The following is a 19,580-nucleotide window of genomic DNA, read 5'->3' on the forward strand; positions in this document are numbered from 1 at the left end:
CCACGCTACCCGTGGTGCGAGGATGCCTCGCATGAGCAGGCAAGTGGCGATCGCGGCGACGGGGCCGGCGTCGCTCGGTGCCGGGCAGGCAGTCATCGCCGACGGGGGCAACGCGGTGGATGCCGCCATCGGTGCAGCCATCACGGCCATGAGCAGCGAACCGGGGATCGTCAGCCTCGCGGGTGGCGCCTTTGTGTCGGTGTGGCCGGCGTCGGGTTCGCCGGTCGTCATCGACGGCAACGTCGCCATGCCGGGGCGCGGGCTGCCGCGCTCGGCCTTTGGTGGGGGAGTTCGCGAGGTCGTCACGGAGTACGGCGGCGGCGTGACCATGTATGCCGGCCACGGCTCGGTCGCGGTGCCAGGCGCCCTGTCGGCGTGTGAGGCGGCGGTGGCTGGCTTCGGCTCCCTGCCCTGGGCTTCGCTAGTCGATCCGGCGGTCGGTGTCTGCCGCGATGGCTACCCGATCGGTGGAGCTGCTGCGCGATACCTCGCGCTCGTCGCGGACCCGCTCTTCGGGCACGACTCCGGTGCTCGTCGGTTGACTCGCCGCGACGACGGATCTCCTTTTGTTGCAGGGGACCTCGCGCGCAACCCCGAGCTGGCACGGGTGTTGGAGGCCGTTGCTCGTGAAGGGTCGTCGCTCCTCACCACCGGGGAGCTGGGCCGCGCGCTCGCGGCCGACATGGCCGCCCAAGGTGGGCTGCTCACGGAGGCCGACTTCGCGGCATACACAGTCGTTGTTCGTGAACCGGTGCGCCGCACCGTCGGTGACTGGGACGTCGCCGTGAACCCCCCGCCCTCGGTCGGGGGACCGTTGCTCGCCGTGATGCTCGCGGAGCTCGCGCGCTCGTCCCACCTCGACACCATCGGACGCTCGGGAACGAATCGGGGTGCAGACGGGGTCTCGTGGGAGGACATCCTGCGGATCCAGCGCGCGGTGCTGGCCTATCGACTCAAGGTGCACGACCTCTCGCGCGATCTCGACGCCGACGGCCACGCACTGCTCGCGGCTGTCGATCGGCACGGGCTCGCGGGGTTGCCGACGTCGGCGTCGACGGCGCACATCTCCGCGGTCGACAGCGACGGGCTGGCGTGCGCCGTGACGATGTCGAGTGGGTATGGGTCAGGCGTGACGATCCCCGGAACAGGGCTGCTGCTCAACAACGCTTTGGGTGAACCGGAACTCAACCGGCTGGGGCTGCACGCTCTCGAGCCCGGGACGCGACTGGCGTCCAACATGGCGCCGACCGTGGCTCGCACTGCTGACGGTCGGGTGCTGGCCGTGGGTTCGCCCGGTGCGGACCGGATCACGACGGCGCTCATGCAGGTGCTCGCGCAGCTGTGTCTGGGAGGGGTCGACCTCGACGTCGCGATCCAGGCGCCGCGGATGCACGTGCGGTTCGAGGCGTCTGGGGAGCCGGTGGTCGAGCACGAGGCGAGCGTCGACATCGAGACAGCGGTGCGCAAGGCGGGGCTGAGCGGACTCGACCACGGCGATCTGTCGATGTACTTCGGAGGTGTGGGGGCGGCATACCTCAGCGGTGAGGGTGAGCTGCGAGCTGCGGGCGACCCCAGGCGCGAAGCCGCCGTCGGCGTCTCCTGACCCCACCCGAAGTCGCACCTCAGCGGGTGGCGCCGGTGACCATCCACTTGTCGGTGCGGACGCGGGCCCACATGAGGACGCCGCGGATGGCCATGAACGCGGTGAACGCGAGCCACAGCCAGGTGACCGCGTTGTTGGATCCGCGAACGCTGCCGTCCTCGAGGAGCCAGTCGCCCATGAGGTGCACGCCGAGGATGAGCGGCAGGTAGGCGAGGAAGTTCGCGAGCATCGCGCGGGCCAGCCACGGCCCGTCCCCGGCGCCGATGAGGACACCGTCGATGACGAACGCGAAACCGCTCAAGGGCTGCGACAACGCGACGATGATGAGCGCCGCCGCGATGGCCGACTGCACCGCTGGGTCGCTCGTGAACAGACGCGGCAGGGTGGTGTGGAGCAGCAGCAGGAGAATGCCGAGGACGACGCCGCCGATGACGCCCCAGCGGATCATCAACGTTGTGGCAGAACGGGTTCGGGCGAGGTCGCCCGCGCCCAGAGCCTTGCCCGTGATGGCCTGCGCGGCGATGGCGATGGCATCGAGGGCGAAGACGAGGAAGCTCCAGATGACCGCCGAGACCTGGTAGGCGGCGAGCGGCACGTCACCGAGTCCGGCCGCGACCCAGGTCGTCGTGAGCAGCACGGCGCGCAGGGCCAGGGTGCGGATGAGGAGCGGCACGCCGGTGCGGGCGGCTCCGAGGATCCGGCCCGGGTGGGCGCGCAGCGTGACGTGGTTGCGGGCTGCCTCACGCATGAGGACGGCGACGAGGGCGACCGCCATGCCGGTCTGGGCGATGACCGTGCCGAGCGCGGATCCGCCTATGCCCCAATGGAATCCGTAGACGAAGAGGAAGTTCAGGGCGATGTTGCTGGTGAACCCGAGTGCGCTCGCGAGCAGCGGCGTCTTGGTGTCCTGGAGGCCGCGCAGCACCCCGGTCGTGGCGAGGACGACGAGCATCGCGGGGATGGAGATGGCCGAGATCCGCAGATAGGTGACCGCGTGTCCGAGTGCCTCGGGCGAAGCCCCGAACAGTCGACAGATCGGGCCGGCAAAGACGGCGACGAGCACTGCCGTGACGGCACCGAGGCCGACGGCGAGCCAGGTGCCGTCGATACCCGCGGCGATCGCGCCGTTGCGGTTGCCGGCGCCCAGCTGGCGTGCGACCACGGACGTCGTGCCGTAGGCGAGGAACACGAAGATGTTGGCCGCGGTCAGCAGCATCGCGCTCGCGACCCCGAGGCCGGCGAGCTGTGGGGTACCGAGGTGGCCGACGATCGCGGAGTCCGCGAGGAGGAACAGGGGTTCGGCGACGAGGGCCAGGAACGCGGGGAGCGCGAGTCGCAGGACCTCCCGATGCTGGCTCGGGGTCTCTTCGGTCGGGCTCACACCGCGACGCTAGCCGCACAAGTGGCTACGCTTCAGTAACCACCGTCAGCTGGAGGTCTCAATGTCGAGGTTCCGCCCCGTTGTCCCGTCTCGTTCTCGTCGCCTGCGGCGCAGTGGGTATGCCGTCCTCGCGGCGGTGCTCGCAACTCTCGTCGCGCTCATGGGAGCCTCCACCGCGGCCACGTCCGCCACGGCTGCCGGCCCGGCGTGGTGGGAGCCGGTCAACCCGCAGACACCCGACTCGCAGGTCAACGTGACCGGCGCGCCCTTCAAGGGCAGTCGCGGCGGGGAGGTCCGAGGCCTCGTCGACGCCCACACGCACATGTTCAGTGACGAGGGCTTCGGTGGAAACGTGGTGTGCGGCAGGACGTTCAGCGTCGACGGCATCGCATCGGCACTCCAGGACTGCCCGGCCCACCAGCCCAACGGCAACCTTGCGCTCATCGAGAACCTCACCAACGCGCGACTTGGCGGCAACCCGTTCGCGAGTCACGACACGGTGGGCTGGCCGACGTTCAACTTCTGGCCGGCATACGACTCCTTCACGCACCAGCAGATGTACTACAAGTGGGTCGAGCGGGCCTGGCGCGGAGGGCAGCGGGTCCTCGTCAACGACCTCGTGTCCAACTCCGGGCTCTGCCTCATCAACGGCGTCGTCAACCCGCCCAACAAGAGCTCGTGCAACGACATGGACGCGGTGCGGCGGGAGGCCGCCAGGACCCGGCAGCTCGAGGCGTTCATCGATGGGCAGTACGGCGGCACCGGTAAGGGCTGGTTCCGTGTGGTGACGAACCCGGAGCAGGCGCGGTCGGTCATCGAACAGGGCAAGCTCGCGGTCGTCCTCGGGGTCGAGACGTCGGAACCGTTCGGGTGCAAGCAGTTCCTCACGATCCCCGGATGCACCAAGGCGCAGATCGACCGGGGACTCGACGAACTCCAGGCGCTCGGCGTCTCCTCGATGTTCCTGTGCCACAAGTTCGACAACGCGCTCTGTGGGGTGCGCTACGACGAGGGCACGACGGGGCTCATCGTCAACCTCGGGCAGTTCCTCACGACCGGCACGTGGTGGAACCCGCGCACGTGCAAGGCCGGTGAGGTGCCGGACCACACGGTCATCGGCGGGGTTCTGCCCAAGGAGCTCGCGATCGCCTTCCCGTTGGCTGTGGTGCCGGTGTATCCCGCTGGGCCGCACTGCAATCCGCGGGGGTTGTCGTCGCTCGGTGAGTACGCCCTGCGCGGCATGATCTCGCGCAACATGATGGTCGAGCTCGACCACATGTCGGCCAAGGCCGCTGAGCGCAGCCTTCAGATCCTGGAGGAGAACCGGTATGCCGGTGCCCTCAGCTCGCACTCGTGGATGGACACCTCCTACGTGGAGCGGCTGTACTCGCTCGGCGGGTTCGCGACCCAGTACGGGCACGACACAACGCAGTTCGTCGCCGACTGGCGCGCCACCAAGGCGCAGCGCGACCGGTTCGGTGTCGGCTACGGGTTCGGGATGGACATGAATGGGTTCGGTGGGACTCCCGCACCGCGAGCCGGGGCTGCGACGTCGGCAGCCGGGCCGGTGGTCTATCCGTTCCGCTCGGTCGATGGTGGGTCGGTGCTGTCGCGCCAGACGACCGGAGAGCGCACGTGGGACGTCAACGTCGACGGGGTCGCGCACTACGGACAGGTACCCGACTGGGTGGAGGACCTGCGCCTCGTCGGAGGCCAGGAGCTCGTCGACGACCTCATGGCCGGCGCCGAGTCCTACCTCGACACGTGGGCGGCCACCGCCGGGCACTAGGCCGTCAGCGTGATCCAGAGGGCGGCGACGGCGAGGGCTGCCGTCGCCGCGCACACGACGAGGACCTCGGTCGTCGCGGGCTCGAGTCCCGGGGCAGGGAAGAAGCGACCGATCCGTCGCAGTCGGGTCCGGGTGTGGAAGAACATCCACGTCGCGGTGACAGCGGCGATGGCCACAACGATGGCGACCGTGGGTCCTTGGTGTGTCGCCCAGCGCAGGAACAACAACGACGCACCGACGAACGAGATGGCCGTGCGCTGCCAGGCGAGTGAGGTGCGCTCGGGCTGCAGGCCGTCGTCGGTGCGCGGCGTCGTCGGGTCGGACATCGTCACTTCACGATGAGCACGAGCAGGACGATCGTGGCGACGACGGTCCCGATGATGAGGAACGGGATGAGGGTCGGGAAGGGGAGCGGCCGACCCTGACGCATGGCTTGCTCGACTCGCAGCCAACGCACTCCCGCCCCGATGGCCACCGTGGCGCCGACGAGGATGAGGAGGATCGCGAGGATGCCGCGCACGGTCTCGTCGAGGTTGATGCTGAACCCCTCGATCGCGACGGCCCCGGCGATGAGGGCGAGGCCGGTGCGGATCCACGCGAGGAACGTGCGTTCGTTGGCCAGCGTGAACCGGGGGTCGGGTTCGGTGCCAGGGCCGAGCACGCGCCGGGGAGTTTCTGCCATGCCCTGACCCTAGCGACAGCGGAAGGTGAGGTCCTTTTGGTCGTCAGCAGACCGGCATACGCTGAAGGCATGTGCCGAAACATCCGTCAGTTGCACAACTTCGAGCCCCCCGCCACGGACAGCGAGGTGTATGCCGCAGCGCTCCAGTACGTGCGCAAGGTGAGTGGGTCGACCAAGCCTTCGCAGGCGAACCAGGAGGCGTTCGACGCTGCGGTGCGTGAGGTCGCCGATGCGACCCAGCACCTGTTGAACCACCTCGTCACCGCTGCACCGCCCAAGGACCGTGAGGTCGAGGCGGCGAAGGCGAGGGCGCGCTCGGCGGAGAGGTACGGCCGCGCCGGTTAGGAGTTCGGGCGGACGGTGAGGATCTGGTTGAGCGAACCGATCGGGCCGTCCTCGTCGTGCAGGACGCTGCTCGTGAGTCCGATGCCGTCATCGCCGAACGTGACGGTGGTGTCGAAGCCGGCCCAGCCAGCGCGGGGTGCCCGGACGAGGTGAGCCGTGAGGTCGAGGTTGGGGAACGCGACCTTCGTGGGGTCCTCGCGCACGGTCATCCCATTGGCGATGTCGAGGACACCGATGAACGCGGAGGTCGATGAGACGGGTTCGTCGGCGACGAGGGGCTCGTCGGTGCGGACCCAGAAGCGGGCCCGGCCGGGTTCGGTCTGTCGGCGGCGCAGGTGAGCGGTCTTGATGAAGCCGCCGGGCCAGACCGTGGTGGGGTCCCAGGGTGGGGTGTCCTCGGGGCTGGGGATGCTCGGGGTGGCGGAGCCGGCGACGGCGCTGGTGTCGCGGGGCTGGAGGAGCCAGGCGCGCAGGATGACGGCCGGTCGAGCACCGTGGCTGAGAATGGCTTCGACGAGCTCGATGGTGCGACCCGGGCGGCGAACGGTGACGGTGGTCTCGACCTCGCCGATGGGCAGGGTGCCGAGGATGTCGTAGGAGAGGCGCGCGAGGGGGAGGGCGTTCGCCGGATTCTCGTCGCGTCGCTCGTCCCGGTCGATCTCGACGACGTGGGCGAGCAGTCCGAGGGCTGGTGCGATGTGTTGCTCGTCCAGGGTCCAGGCGCCGCCGGTGTGTTCGGTGGCTCGGAATGTGGTGGGGCCGGTGCGTTCGAAATAGGCCATGTGTCGATCTTGCTGCACGTGGGGTACGGCATCACGGCTGGTCGGGGCTACTGGAGGGTAGGGGGGGCCAGAAACCGCTGGTTAGGCCGGGTGGGGGGCGGGCTACGTGACGCGGCTCATGTGGATGAGACACGCCCGAAAGTTTCTTTTGCTCACACCCCGTGCACGACAAAACCGCAGGTCAGAGGGCTGCGAGGGGACTAGCCCAAGGACTATCCACAGGACTGTCCACGGGCTGTGCACAACGTCCTCGGGCGTTTTCCACCCTCTGTCCACAGGTTGTCCACACCGTCGGTTCGTGCTGTCGGACATTGGGCCATACGGTGTGCAGATCGTGGGATCGTGGCCTGTGTCAGAGGTCGCTGATACCAAGGGTCTTGGCAGCAATTCACGTGTGGGATGAGAGGGGCGGCGGGTGTCGATCGCAGAGCTCAGCAGCAGCTACACCGGCTCGAGCGACGGTCCTCCCGACGACAGGCTCCCTCCCCAGGACCTCGGCGCCGAGCAGTCCGTGCTCGGCTCGATGCTCCTCAACAAGGACGCGATCGCCGACTGCCTCGAGGTCACGAAGTCCACGGACTTCTACCGCCCGGCCCACGAGCTCATCTATGACGCGGTCCTCGACCTCTATGGCCGCGGTGAGCCCGCCGACGCCATCACCGTCGCCGATGAGCTCAACAAGCGTGGCGACCTCACGCGCGTTGGTGGGCAGGCCTACCTCCACCAGCTGATCCAGTCGGTGCCGACCGCGGCGAACGCCGGCTACTACGCCGAGATCGTCCACGAGCGTGCCGTCCTGCGCCGGCTCGTCGAGGCCGGGACACGCATCGTCCAGATGGGCTACGGGCAGGGCGAAGGTGACGTCGACGAGATCGTCAACCGTGCCCAGGCCGAGGTCTACTCCGTCGCCGAGAAGCGCGGCGGTGAGGACTACCACCAGCTCGGCGAACTCCTCAACGCGACGATGGAGGAGATCGAGGCCGCTGCTGGACGCACCGACGACCTGACTGGTGTGCCGACCGGCTTCCTCGAGCTCGACACGCTGACCAATGGCCTCCACCCGGGCCAGATGATCGTCATCGCGGCCAGGCCAGCCGTAGGAAAATCGACCCTGGGAATCGACATCGCTCGCGCGGCCGCGATCAAGCACAACATGGCGACCGCCGTGTTCTCGCTCGAGATGAGCCGCACCGAGATCACGATGCGCATCCTGTCGGCCGAAGCCACCATCCAGCTCCAGGACCTCCGCAAGGGTCTCAAGGGTCAGGAGCAGTGGAACAAGCTGGCGCGCGTCATGGGCAAGATCTCGGACGCCCCTCTCTTCATTGACGATTCGCCCAACATGTCGCTCATGGAGATCCGTTCCAAGTGCCGCCGCCTCAAGCAGCAGCACAACCTGCGGATGGTGATCATCGACTACCTCCAGCTGATGAGCTCCGGCAAGAAGGTCGAGTCGCGCCAGCAGGAGGTCGCCGAGTTCTCGCGTGCGCTCAAGCTCCTGGCCAAGGAGCTCGAGGTCCCCGTGATCGCGATCTCCCAGCTGAACCGTGGCCCTGAGCAGCGCACCGACAAGCGCCCCCAGATGAGCGACCTTCGCGAGTCAGGCTCGATCGAGCAGGATGCCGACATGGTGATCCTGCTCCACCGCGACCGCTCCGACCCCGAGCGTGACGGTGAGGCCGACGTCATCGTGGCCAAGCACCGAAACGGCCCGACCGCCGACATCGTTCTGGCCTTCCAGGGCCACTACAGCCGCTTCAGCAACATGGCCCGCGACGGCGGCTTCTGACCCACGTGTGTAGCGACACCGGAGTGTCACCGCTCGCGACATCGAGTGTCACCAGTGACGACACGGAAGTGTCACCGGTTGCGACGTATGAGTGTCACCGCTGATTGTGGATAAGTGACATGAGGTGTCACCGGTGACACCTCGTGTCGTTTGTCCACAGGGACAACAAGGAACGCCTCATGTGTCCGGCCATATCGCTGACAATGTTCGGGTGACCGCTGATCGTCGCCCGCGCCGAACCCAGTCCATGCCGGGTTGGGCTGCCAGGGCCGGGGAGTGGGTTGCGGACGCCACGGAAGGGATTTCGTGGCTGATCGGCTTGTGCGTGTTCGTGGCAGGTTTCGGATTCGTGTTCTTCCCGATCGACCTGCACGACCGGAATCAGGCGCGAGCCCTCCAGCCGCACGGCGAATGGGTGACCGCTCAGGAAGTGCAGGTCCGCATCGACTACGTCAGCGGCAAAGGCGGCGGCTACTCCGAAGTGGATGGTGTCCGGGTGCGCCTGGACGGCACTCGCGACCAGGTTGATCTTGAGAACGTCAACGCAGAATCGGACTCGATCTACGAAGACATCCGGAATGGATGGCAGGACCCGACATCGGTCACTGGCTACGAACCGCCACTGACCGTTCGAGTCCAGCGCAGCGACGACGGCGCAATCGTCAGCGCGATGGCCAAGGACGACTACGACTACTGGACCGGGGACAACAACGACCCTGAGATTGGGCTCACGCTCGGCATTGGCGGGCTCACCGCATTGGGTGTTCTCCTGATCTTGAACGGGGTGCGCCTCAGTTGGCAGATCAGGCGGGGACGCGTACGCCGCGCTCAGCACGAGGCTGGGCACCGGGAACGCGTTGCCACTACCGGCAAGCGGAGTCGTTCATGAGCGCTGAACCCGAACGCATTCCCAAGGGCGAGCATGGACCGGGAGGGCCCAACCGGGACAGCAGAGCGTCGCGGCATGAGCGCCCCTCGTCGCGAATAACGCCGTCGAGCCTGTACTGGCAACTGACCGAAGCCCCACGCCGCAGGTTGACCGACTCGAACCATGACCCGATCAGGCCAAGCCTCCTCATCCTCATCGGGATCCTCTACGGGTTCGGCCAAGCCGCTCACGACTTCACGACGGCAACCCCCTGGTGGGTGCTCCTGCGCGGGCTCGCCGCGCTCGCCGGAGCGTTCCTCCTGATCTGGCTCACCATCGCCTACCTCGGGCGCCCGCCGACCGCCTCCAAACCGTCGCTGGTCAGCAAGATCCGCGGCAAGCACCACGACCGTAAGAAGGAAAGGCAGGCAGACCGGTGACCACGGAGACGCCCATTGAGTCGAGTGGCTGGATCGCGGTCCGCTGCATCTTCCGGTCGACCGCAGGGGACGGGGCGCAGGTCTACGAGGAGCGCGTCACGATCTGGCAAGAAACCGACGCCGACCGCGCCATCGAGGCAGCCGAACGTGAAGCCGACACGCACGCGACCGATGGTGACGCCGAGTTCGTCGGCCTCGCTCAGGCATACGTCCTCGCCGACCCGCCGGGTCATGGAGCGGAGATCTTTAGCCTGATGCGAGACAGCGACCTCCACCCCGACGCGTACGTCGACCGGTTCTTCGATACCGGCACAGAACGACAAGGAACAGCACACCCATGAGCAAGCCCAAAGGCCGGGCCCGCCCGACCAAGGCGACGGGTCAGCGCAAGGCGCCGCGCCTGCTCTGGGGTCCCGGCGGCGGTCGACTCTTCGACCCAGATGGCACCGAATACGAGCGCGTGGAATGGGACATGCCAGCGAAGGAGGTCAAGCGCTTCGTCCGACGCGGCCAGATCCCGTTCGCGGTCAAGCCATGTGGGTGCGGCGTCGAATGGGTGGACCCGGCCAACACTGCGGCAGTGTGGGAACGGGTCCGCTTCGACTTCGAAGACGCCGACGACTGGAAGGCTCCCGCCGACGCTCCAGGCGCCCAGCCCTACCGTGCAACCCTGTGGAAGGCCTTGACCGGGCGCCACCACGTGCTACTCCTCAGTGACGAATGACGGCTCCTGTCAGCCCGCGCAGGGCCTCCTACCTCTTCGACCAGGACGCGGTCGGCCGCAACGAGGCGACCCTGGTCTGCTCGGTGATCTTGGTCGTTCTCCGAACGGACCTGAGAACCGCTCACGTCGATGCCTACTAGGACTACGAAATCGACGTGTACGACAGGGTCATAGCGTCCGAATCAGACCTGACGGCTTCCGTTTCGGCTCCCACGAATTCGGACTGGGGCCAAGCGAACAAGCCATCGACCCAACGGTGAGCAGCGCCGCCACCATCGACGTGTTCCGGGTCCCGGAGATCTCCATCGGACGGCCAGCGCCACGGCAGGCCCTGTGGACAAGCGTCAGGAGGTGTCACCGGTGACACCCCGCGACGCGAGCGGTAACAGTGACATGTCGCTTCACGAATTGCGCGCCCCGCGCGCAGGGGCAGTCTTCAGATGCGCATGGCCACCGTCAGGAGCACGGCGGAGTCCTCGATGGCCTCCAGGGCGTGACGCGAGTCGGGGATGGTCATCAGGTCGCCCGGTGTGCCGTCGCACTTGGTGTCCACGGCGACCAGCGCGACCCGTCCGTGCAGGACGTGCAGGGTCGCCTCGCCCGGGTTCTCGTGCTCGTCCAGCCTCGACCCGGCACGAAGCGCGATGAGAGTCTGCCGAAGGCTGCGGTCGTGTCCTCCGTAGATCGTGTGGGCGCTGCGACCGCTCGACGCGGTCGCAGCGATCTCAAGGTGCTCTCGCACCAGGGCGCTCAGCGATTCCTTGTGCATGGGTCTCCTCGTTCGTGGATGGTCAATGCGTGGGTGCGGACGAGGGGTTCGGCGGTTGACGCTCGCCCCCGGCACCAGCTGCCCTGTCGCACTTCAGCGCACGCGGTCCCAGCCGCGTCGTGGCCGGTGGCTTCCGAGCTGGGTGTCGTCGCGGCTGCGGTAGACGATGTAGGGGCGGGTGAGGTACCCGACTGGCGCGCTGAACACGTGCACCAGGCGGGTGAAGGGCCACAGGGCAAACAGCCCGAAGGCGACGAGGGCGTGCAGCTGGAATCCCAGGGGTGCAGCCGCCATCAGGTCGGCGTCGGGTTGGAAGGCCAGGAAGGACCGGTACCAGACGGACACGCCCTCGCGGTAGTTGTACTCGCCGCCGATCGTCAGGATCGAACCGGCGATGGTGTTCCACATACCCAGCACGATGACGACTGCGAGGAAGGCGTACATCACCTTGTCCATCACCGTGGTGGCCGAGAAGACCGGGCCGACGGTGCGTCGTCGGTAGATCAGGATGACCATGCCGACCACGGTCATCACTCCGGCAAGGAGGCCGCCACCGACGGCGACCACGTGGTAGGCGTGCTCGCTGATGCCGGCCCAGTCCGTCCACGACTGAGGCACGAGCAGGCCGATGATGTGGCCGGCAACGACCCCGAGCATCCCGAAGTGGAAGAGGGGACTGCCGATCCGCAGCAGCCGGTTCTCATAGAGCTGGGAGGACCTTGTGGTCCAGCCGAACTTGTCGTACCGGTAGCGCCACAGGTGCCCGACCACGAAGGTCGTCAGGCAGAGATACGGGAAGATGACGAAGAGGAAGTCGTTCATGAGCGGGCTCCCGGGAACGACGGCATGGGCAGCGAGATGGAGGAGGGTGCAGCAGCAGCTGGTGGGCCACCCGTGGGCGTGCCGGGGCTGAACTGCGGGTTGGCAAAGGGGGCGAGCCCGACCTCTTCCTCCGGCGGGCCCTCGGCCGCGAGCCGCCGGACTGCATCCCGCTCCTCACCGCGAAGTGGCGGCAGCGTTGCCGTCACCGCGTCGATCAGGCCGGCCCAGGGGGAAGCCAGGTCCCGCAGTGAGATGCGCAGGAGCTCCAGGCCCGCTCGGTGGTCGAGCATGAGGTCGCGGCCGAGCCCTTGGTCGACGGTGGCGGCGAACTCGAGCACCACACAGAGGTGGTCGGGCAGCTCTGCATCGTCGAGCTCGAAGCCGGCGCCCAGGTAGACCTGCTTGAAGCGCAGCAACGCCATCCCGCGTTTGCGGGTGTCCCCGTGCGCGAAGTAGGTCAGGAAGAGGTTGCAGCGTCGCCGGTTGTCGAAGGTCTCGACGTAGTCGGCCTGGAGTTCGGCAAGCGGTGTGGACTCGAGGTGGTCGAGGTAGGCCCGGATGGAGTCCCCGATGCTGAGCGGCGCCCCGTGGGAAGCCGACCTGAGCAGGTCCGCCCGGCCGAGCAGACTCTGGTCCGGGTAGTCCAGGAGGAGGGAGACCGACTGCCACACGATGGTGAGCTGGTCCGGTGTCAGGGTCGGGTCCGGTCGTCGGCCGCTCATGAGTCGAAGCCGGTCGGAGGGAACATCCCGGGAGGTGAGCCCTTGCCATCCCAGTTGAGCAGGTTCACTCGGCTGGCCCTGTTCGCGGGGCCGGTCAGGGAGTCCGAGGTCTGCCGAGCCTGAAGCATCTCGAAGTTCTCGACCGCGATCGGCGTCGGCTTGCCGGAGCCCTCGCCCAACAGGTCCTGCTGCCCGCCGCCGTACTCCGAGACGGAGCACTCCGTGGACAGCTCCTCCAGCGAGTGCGCCTGCTCGGCGTGCGCAGCCGGAATGACGTAACGCTCGTCGTACTTGGCGATCGCGAGGAGGCGGTACATGTCGTACATCTCCTCCTCGCTCATCCCGACCGCGGCAGGGATGGAGGCGTCTGGGTCGCGTCCCATGTTGATGTCGCGCATGTAGCAACGCATCGCCGCGAGCTTCTTGAGCACGGCGTCGACCGGTGCGACGTCGCCCGCCGTGAAGAGCTCGGCGAGGTACTCGACGGGGATCCGGAGTGCGTCGATTGCAGCGAAGAGGTTGCCCTTGTCCTCGGCGTCCTCTCCGGTCTCGGCGACGACGTCGACGACCGGCGACAGCGGCGGGATGTACCAGACCATGGGCATGGTGCGGTACTCCGGGTGCAGCGGCAACGCGACCTTGAACGTGTTGATGAGGGCGTAGATGGGGGAGCGCTGGGCCGCGTCGATCCAGTCACGGGCGATGCCGGCCTTCTCCGCCTCGCGGATCACCTCTGGGTCGAACGGGTCGAGGAAGACGTCGCGCTGGGCCTCATAGAGCCCGTGGTCGTCGGTGGTCGAGGCTGCGGCGAGCACCTTGTCGGCGTCGTAGAGCATCAGGCCGATGTAGCGCAGCCGGCCCACGCAGGTCTCGGCACACACCGTCGGGAGGCCGACCTCGATGCGCGGGAAGCAGAACGTGCACTTCTCGGCCTTGCCGGTTCGGTGGTTGAAGTAGATCTTCTTGTAGGGGCAGCCCGAGACGCACTTGCGCCAGCCACGGCACTTGTCCTGGTCGACCAGGACGATGCCGTCCTCCTCGCGCTTGTAGATCGCGCCGCTGGGGCACGACGCAGCGCACGAAGGGTTGAGGCAGTGCTCGCAGATCCGCGGCAGGTAGAACATGAAGGTCTGCTCGAACTCGAACTTCACCCTGTCGGCGATCTTCGCGAGCATCGGGTCACGGTGAGCCGTGGTGGTGGAGCCACCGAGGTCGTCGTCCCAGTTCGCCGACCACTCGATCTTCATGTTCTTGCCACTGATCAGCGACTTCGGTCGAGCCACCGGGGTGTGCTCCTGGGCCGGCGCGTCCGTGAGGGTGGAGTAGTCGTAGGTCCACGGCTCGTAGTACTCACCGATCGAGGGCAGCTTGGGGTTGGAGAAGATCGTCATGAGGTTCTTCAGGCGTCCGCCGCCCTTGAGCTTCATGCGGCCGCCCTTGGTGAGCTCCCAGCCGCCCTTCCACTTCTCCTGGTCCTCGTACGTGCGCGGGTAGCCGAGACCTGGCCGGGTCTCGACGTTGTTGAACCAGATGTACTCGGTGCCCGAGCGGTTCGTCCACGCCTGCTTGCACGTGACCGAGCACGTGTGGCAACCGATGCACTTGTCGAGGTTCATGACCATCGCCATCTGCGCCATGACCTTCATCAGTACGTCACGTCCTGGCTTCGCTTGCGAATGATGGTGACCTCGTCACGTTGGTTGCCGGTGGGGCCGAGATAGTTGAAGGCAAAGGTCAGCTGGGCGTAGCCCCCGATCAGGTGGGACGGCTTCACGAGCAGCCGTGTCAGTGAGTTGTGTATGCCGCCCCGCTTGCCTGACGTTTCGGCCAGCGGTACGTCGATCAGCCGGTCCTGCGCGTGGTACATGTACACCGTGCCTTCGGGCATGCGGTGCGAGACGATCGCCCGGGCCACCACGACGCCGTTGCGGTTGACCGCCTCGATCCAGTCGTTGTCCGCGATGCCGACCTTGGCGGCGTCCCGGTCGCTCATCCAGATGTTCTGCCCGCCGCGCGACAGCGAGAGCATGAAGAGGTTGTCCTGGTACTCCGAGTGGATCGACCACTTGTTGTGCGGTGTCAGGTAGCGCACGGTCAGCCCCTCGACCTGTCCGGCCGATCCGTCGGACACGGTGCCGAGAGCGGGCTCAGCGAACAGTGCCGCCATGTTCAGCGGAGGTCGGTACACCGGCAGGCCCTCACCGAGCTCGGTCATCCAGTCGTGGTCCAGGTAGAAGTGCATCCGCCCGCTCAGGGTGTGCCAAGGCTTTTTGCGCTCGACGTTGATGGTGAACGGGGAGTAGCGCCGCCCACCCGTTTCCGAGCCCGACCATTCCGGCGAGGTGATGACCGGGACAGGCGGCCCCTGGGTGTCGGCGAAGGTGATCTGCTTGCCCTCGTGCTCCTGCGCGAGGTCGGCGAGCTGGACGCCGGTGCGCTTCTCGAGGGTCCTGAAACCCTGGGTCGCCAGGTGCCCGTTGGTCGTTCCGGACAGGGCGAGGATCGCCTCGCAGACGTTGACGTCCTTCTTGAGCGACGGTCGGCCGTCGGCCACCCCGCCACGCACGGTCCCGTTCTTGGCCCGGAGGTAGTCGACCTGCTTGCTCAGCTCGAAGGTGACGCCCTTGGTGGTTGCGCCGAGGGTGTCCACCAGTGGCCCGAGCGCGTTCATCTTCTGCGCCACCGCGGCGTAGTCGCGCTCGACCTCGACCAGCTTGGGCATGGTGACCCCCGGGATCGGCTCGCACTCGCCCTTCTTCCAGTCGCGCACGACGCCGTGCGGGTTGGCCATCGCGTCCGGGGTGTCATGTGTGAGCGGCACCGCCACCACGTCCTTGCGGACACCGAGATGGGTGGCGGCGAGCTCGCTGAACTTCTCGGCGATCGTCTGCCAGGCGTCCCAGTCGGTGCGGGTCTGCCAGGGCGGCGCGATGGCGGGGTTGAAGGAGTGCACGAACGGGTGCATGTCCGTGGTGTTGAGGTCGTGCTTCTCGTACCAGGTGGCCGCCGGGAGGACGACGTCGGAGAAGATCGTCGTGCTCGTCTGGCGGAAGTCGATCGTCATCAGCAGGTCGAGCTTGCCCTCGGGTGCCTCGTCGCGCCAGGTGACGTCGACGGGACGCTGTGCCTCGGGTGTCTCGGTGGCACGGACCGAGGAGTCGGTTCCGAGCAGGTGCTTGAGGAAGTACTCGTTGCCCTTCCCGGACGAGCCGAGCAGGTTGGCCCGCCAGATCGACAGGATCCGCGGGTAGTTGGTGGGTGCGTCGGGGTCCTCGCCGGCGAAGTCCAGCTCGCCCGACTTGAGCTGCTCGACGACGTACTCACCGACGGGTTTGCCTGCGGCCGCGGCGTCGTCACTGAGGTCGAGGGGGTTGCGGTCGAACGTGGGATACGACGGCATCCACCCCATGCGCGCGCTCTGGGCGATGACGTCGGCGGTGGACCTGCCCGCGAGCTGGCCCTTGCCGGTGGTGGCGGAGAGTGTGTCGGCGCCGAACTGGTCGTAGCGGAACTGGTTGGTGTGGAGATACCAGTAGGCGGTCTGGATCATGTTGCGCGGCGGACGGTTCCAGTCAAGAGCATTGGCGATCTGGGTGTAGCCCGTGATCGGGCGGACCTTCTCCTGACCGACGTAGTGCGCCCAGCCGCCGCCGTTCACTCCTTGGCAACCCGTGAGGTTGGTGAGGGTGAGGAAGGCGCGGTAGATCGTGTCGGAGTGGAACCAGTGGTTGGTTCCGGCGCCCATGACGATCATGGATCGGCCCTTGGACTCCTCGGCGTTCTGCGCGAACTCACGCCCGATCCGGGCGGCAGTTGCCGCCGGCACACCGGTGATCGCCTCCTGCCACGCGGGGGTGTAGGGCGCCTGCGCGTCGTCGTACCCCTTGTTGTCCCCCGTGGGCCAGGCCCCCGGGAGCGGCTGGCCATGGTGCGATCGACCGACGCCGTACTGCGCGAGCAGGAGGTCGAAGACCGTGGTGACCAGGTGACCATCCACAAGGCGCACCGGCACCCCTCGGGGCAGATCGGCGGCTGCACCATCAGGGGTGTCGAAGCGCGGCATGCGCACGACGACCGATTCGGAGGCGGAGTCCAGAAGCGAGAGAACAGGGCTGACCTCGCCGAGGTCAAGATTCCACTTGCCCACCCCGGCCTCGCCATAGCGGTGACCCAGGGATCCGTTGGGCACGACAGCCTCACCGGTGGTGGAGTCGATGAGCACGGTCTTGAAGGCAGCGTTCTCCTCGTCGCAGTGGTCGACGAGGTCTGCGGCGGTGAGGAACTTGCCAGCGGTGTACTCGCCGTCAGCCGACTGCTCGAGGCGCACCAGGTGAGGGAGGTCGGTGAAGGACTTCACGTACTCGGTGAAGTAGGGCGTCTGTCGGTCGACGAAGAACTCCCTGAGCACGACATGACCCATGGCCATGGCCAGGGCCGCGTCGGTGCCGGGTTTCGCGGCCAGCCACTCGTCCGCGAACTTCACGTTGTCCGCGTAGTCGGGGGCGACGGCGATGACCTTCTGGCCGCGGTAGCGGGCCTCGACCATCCAGTGCGCGTCCGGTGTGCGGGTGACCGGGAGGTTGGACCCCCACATGATGAGGTAGCCGGCATTCCACCAGTCACCGGACTCGGGGACGTCAGTCTGGTCGCCGAAGACCTGCGGCGACGCGACAGGCAGGTCTGCGTACCAGTCATAGAAGCTGAGCATGGAACCGCCGATGAGGTTCACGAACCGGGCACCGGAGGCGTGGGAGACCATCGACATCGCGGGGATGGGCGAGAAGCCGGCGATCCGGTCCGGGCCGTACTTCTTGATCGTGTGGACGTGCGCCGCGGCGATGATCTCGCTGGCCTCGTCCCAGGTCGCCCGGACCAGGCCTCCCTTGCCGCGCGCTGACTTGTAGGCCTTGGCCCGCAGCGGGTTCTCGACGATGTGCTCCCACGCCCGGACTGGATCGCCATCGTGCTGGGCCTTTGCCTCACGAAACATCTGGAGCAGGACGCCGCGGACGTAGGGGTAGCGAACCCGAGTGGGGGAGTAGGTGTACCAGGAGAACGCCGCGCCACGCGGGCAACCGCGCGGCTCGTACTCGGGCGAGTCCGGGCCGACGGAGGGATAGTCGGTCTGCTGGGTCTCCCAGGTGATGATCCCGTCCTTGACGTAGACCTTCCACGAGCACGAGCCGGTGCAGTTCACGCCGTGGGTGGACCGCACGACCTTGTCGTGGCTCCACCGGTCACGGTAGAAGTCGTCGGCCTCCCGCCCCCCGACCTGCGAGATGGTCCGAAGGTCGTCTGACACCGTCCCCTTGGTGAAGAACCTCCTGCTGCGGACGAGTGACTCCGTGAAGGAGCCGTCCATTGCGATGCCGGACATGGAGTTCTTCTGGGAGGGGCTCACTGAGTTTCCTGTTCCTGGACGGTTCGTCGGACGACGGTGACGGTGAGGACCAGGGCGAGAGCAGCGGTGACGCACAGCATCCAGAGACCGATGGCGTAGGAGTCCGTGCGGCCGTAGACATATCCCATGATCAGCGGCGGGACGAAGCCACCGAGGCCTCCGGCGGCGCCCACGAGTCCGGTCACACCTCCGACGCGGGAGGGCTCTGTGACCTTGGCGATGAGGGCAAAAGTGGCGCCGCTCCCGGAGCCGAGGGCGGCGGCCATGGCCAGGAACGCGATCGTGCCGATCCCCTGAAGTGGTGGTGTGCCCGCTGAGATGCCTGCGCCCACGACCACGACGCCGAAACCGGTGGCCAGCACCGGGATCGCACCGAACCTGTCAGCGAGCCAACCTCCGACGGGACGCATGAGGACGGCAACCAGGACGAAGCCGGCCATGCGGTTGGCCGCGCTTGCCGGGGTGAGCTGATGAGCGGTCTTGAGGTATGCCGGCAGATAGACCGAGAACGCGACGTAACCACCGAAGGCAACGGCATACAGCAGGCAGGCCTGCCAGGTGATGGGGAGCCGGGAGTTGGCCGAGATCCGCGACGCCAACGACGTGGTGGGCACGACCCGACCCGGTGCATCGCGAAGGACGAGCCAAGCCGTCACGGCATACACGGCAAGGACGACCGAGGTGATGAGGAAGGGTGACTTCCCGCCCAGCCCCTCCGTGAGCTTGACGGTGGTCAGGGCACTGATCGCGGTGCCGCCCATGCCAGCGCCGAAGATGCCGATGGCGAGGCCGCGCTTCTCGGGCGGGAACCAGGCATTGACGAAGGGGACGCCGACAGCGAAGGCGGTCCCGGCGATCCCGAGGAAGAACCCGCCCACGAGGAGCAGGGCGTAGGAGTCGAGGGCGAAGAACGCGATGAACAGGGTGGGGACGATGGTCACCCCCGAGATGATGGGAAACATGACCCGGCCGCCGAGCCGATCGGTCAGTCCCCCGACGATGATGCGGCCGAGGGAGCCCACGATCACCGGGACGGCGACGAGGAGTGCCACGTCGGACTCGGTGAGGTTGCCCAGGGCTCCGGTGGTCCGGAAGAGCGGGCCGAGCGGACTGACCAGGGCCCAGGCCCAGAAGTTCACCGCAAAGCCGATGGTCGCCATGGCCAGCATGACCCAAGGCGATCTGGTGGCCGTCGGAGTCTTCGTGACGGGCGCCAAGACGTTCGTCACGATCGTCGCCTCCCGTCCGGGCTCTCCCGGCCCACCATGGACTCCTGCGTCCGGTTTGGCAATGTGCGGGCTCATCGGTTGCGGCCTTTCGGGCGTGGGTCGGACCCCATCCGGCGCTCGTGACCGAACACCCGGTGGGGAGGTGCCGTGCGCAACCAAGGCAATCGTGTTCAGGGAGATGCCGTCAGGGCCAAAGGTCCCGACCCCCATGAGGTCGTCGGGGGTTCGCCGGTC

The 19,580-nt window shown here is 67.3% G+C and carries 18 protein-coding genes; 8 read left to right on the plus strand and 10 right to left on the minus strand.

What is annotated here, in order from left to right:
* Nucleotides 1–31: 31 nt before the first annotated feature.
* Nucleotides 32–1,603: a gamma-glutamyltransferase gene (locus JNB_RS13620; RefSeq protein WP_040883825.1), complete on the plus strand. Its 1,572-nt coding sequence runs from the start codon at nt 32–34 to the stop codon at nt 1,601–1,603.
* A 19-nt stretch (nt 1,604–1,622) separates the two neighbouring features.
* Here JNB_RS13620 and JNB_RS13625 read toward each other — a convergent pair whose 3' ends face one another.
* A complete protein-coding gene (locus tag JNB_RS13625) occupies nt 1,623–2,984 on the minus strand; it encodes an MATE family efflux transporter (RefSeq protein WP_009777071.1) in 1,362 nt (453 codons plus the stop codon).
* Between the two features lie 61 nt (nt 2,985–3,045).
* Here JNB_RS13625 and JNB_RS13630 point away from each other — a divergent pair, with 61 nt between their 5' ends.
* Nucleotides 3,046–4,773 carry a Coagulation factor 5/8 type domain-containing protein gene (locus JNB_RS13630; RefSeq protein ID WP_083784488.1) on the plus strand — a complete coding sequence of 576 codons (1,728 nt, stop codon included), beginning with the start codon at nt 3,046–3,048 and terminating at the stop codon, nt 4,771–4,773.
* Here the strand turns inward: JNB_RS13630 and JNB_RS20605 are convergent.
* Nucleotides 4,770–5,099, minus strand: coding sequence for a DUF202 domain-containing protein (locus tag JNB_RS20605; protein ID WP_050766623.1), 330 nt, complete (start codon nt 5,097–5,099; stop codon nt 4,770–4,772). The two genes, JNB_RS13630 and JNB_RS20605, sit on opposite strands and share 4 nt — an antisense overlap.
* A 2-nt stretch (nt 5,100–5,101) precedes the next feature.
* Nucleotides 5,102–5,455: a YidH family protein gene (locus JNB_RS13640; protein WP_040883827.1), complete on the minus strand. Its 354-nt coding sequence runs from the start codon at nt 5,453–5,455 to the stop codon at nt 5,102–5,104.
* 69 nt (nt 5,456–5,524) lie between these two features.
* On the opposite strand from JNB_RS13640, the gene JNB_RS13645 reads away from it, so the two are divergent.
* A complete protein-coding gene (locus JNB_RS13645; protein WP_009777075.1) occupies nt 5,525–5,800 on the plus strand; it encodes a DUF2277 domain-containing protein in 276 nt (91 codons plus the stop codon).
* Here the strand turns inward: JNB_RS13645 and JNB_RS13650 are convergent.
* Nucleotides 5,797–6,582: a thioesterase family protein gene (locus JNB_RS13650; protein WP_009777076.1), complete on the minus strand. Its 786-nt coding sequence runs from the start codon at nt 6,580–6,582 to the stop codon at nt 5,797–5,799. The genes JNB_RS13645 and JNB_RS13650 overlap by 4 nt on opposite strands.
* Before the next feature lie 415 nt (nt 6,583–6,997).
* Between JNB_RS13650 and dnaB the strand changes: the two genes are divergently transcribed.
* The 5 genes from dnaB (at nt 6,998) to JNB_RS13675 (ending at nt 10,403) form a co-directional block, all read left to right on the plus strand.
* Nucleotides 6,998–8,371, plus strand: coding sequence for a replicative DNA helicase (dnaB, locus tag JNB_RS13655; protein WP_009777077.1), 1,374 nt, complete (start codon nt 6,998–7,000; stop codon nt 8,369–8,371).
* 211 nt (nt 8,372–8,582) lie between these two features.
* A complete protein-coding gene (locus tag JNB_RS13660) occupies nt 8,583–9,260 on the plus strand; it encodes a hypothetical protein (protein WP_148232435.1) in 678 nt (225 codons plus the stop codon).
* 146 nt (nt 9,261–9,406) lie between these two features.
* Nucleotides 9,407–9,679, plus strand: a complete 273-nt coding sequence (locus JNB_RS13665) for a hypothetical protein (RefSeq protein ID WP_009777079.1) — start codon at nt 9,407–9,409, stop codon at nt 9,677–9,679.
* A complete protein-coding gene (locus tag JNB_RS13670; RefSeq protein ID WP_009777080.1) occupies nt 9,676–10,020 on the plus strand; it encodes a hypothetical protein in 345 nt (114 codons plus the stop codon). The genes JNB_RS13665 and JNB_RS13670 overlap by 4 nt, the downstream gene beginning before the upstream one ends.
* On the plus strand, nt 10,017–10,403 hold the full coding sequence (locus JNB_RS13675) for a hypothetical protein (protein WP_009777081.1): 387 nt from the start codon (nt 10,017–10,019) through the stop codon (nt 10,401–10,403). The genes JNB_RS13670 and JNB_RS13675 overlap by 4 nt, the downstream gene beginning before the upstream one ends.
* Nucleotides 10,404–10,839: 436 nt before the next feature.
* Here JNB_RS13675 and JNB_RS13680 read toward each other — a convergent pair whose 3' ends face one another.
* The 6 genes from JNB_RS13680 to JNB_RS13705 form a co-directional block, all read right to left on the minus strand.
* Nucleotides 10,840–11,172, minus strand: a complete 333-nt coding sequence (locus JNB_RS13680; RefSeq protein ID WP_009777083.1) for a LuxR family transcriptional regulator — start codon at nt 11,170–11,172, stop codon at nt 10,840–10,842.
* 93 nt (nt 11,173–11,265) lie between these two features.
* Nucleotides 11,266–11,994, minus strand: coding sequence for a respiratory nitrate reductase subunit gamma (gene narI, locus JNB_RS13685; RefSeq protein ID WP_009777084.1), 729 nt, complete (start codon nt 11,992–11,994; stop codon nt 11,266–11,268).
* Nucleotides 11,991–12,716: a nitrate reductase molybdenum cofactor assembly chaperone gene (gene narJ / locus JNB_RS13690; protein WP_009777085.1), complete on the minus strand. Its 726-nt coding sequence runs from the start codon at nt 12,714–12,716 to the stop codon at nt 11,991–11,993. The genes narI and narJ overlap by 4 nt, the downstream gene beginning before the upstream one ends.
* Complete coding sequence (gene narH / locus JNB_RS13695) at nt 12,713–14,362, minus strand: nitrate reductase subunit beta (protein ID WP_009777086.1); 1,650 nt, start codon at nt 14,360–14,362, stop codon at nt 12,713–12,715. The genes narJ and narH overlap by 4 nt, the downstream gene beginning before the upstream one ends.
* Nucleotides 14,362–18,093 (minus strand): nitrate reductase subunit alpha, encoded by a 3,732-nt coding sequence (locus JNB_RS13700; protein WP_009777087.1) that lies wholly within the window; start codon nt 18,091–18,093, stop codon nt 14,362–14,364. Before JNB_RS13700 ends, narH begins: the two co-directional genes overlap by 1 nt.
* Nucleotides 18,094–18,113: 20 nt before the next feature.
* Nucleotides 18,114–19,421, minus strand: coding sequence for a NarK/NasA family nitrate transporter (locus tag JNB_RS13705; RefSeq protein ID WP_148232436.1), 1,308 nt, complete (start codon nt 19,419–19,421; stop codon nt 18,114–18,116).
* Between the last annotated feature and the right edge of the window lie 159 nt (nt 19,422–19,580).

This window comes from Janibacter sp. HTCC2649 (genome assembly GCF_000152705.1).
GTDB lineage: Bacteria > Actinomycetota > Actinomycetes > Actinomycetales > Dermatophilaceae > Knoellia.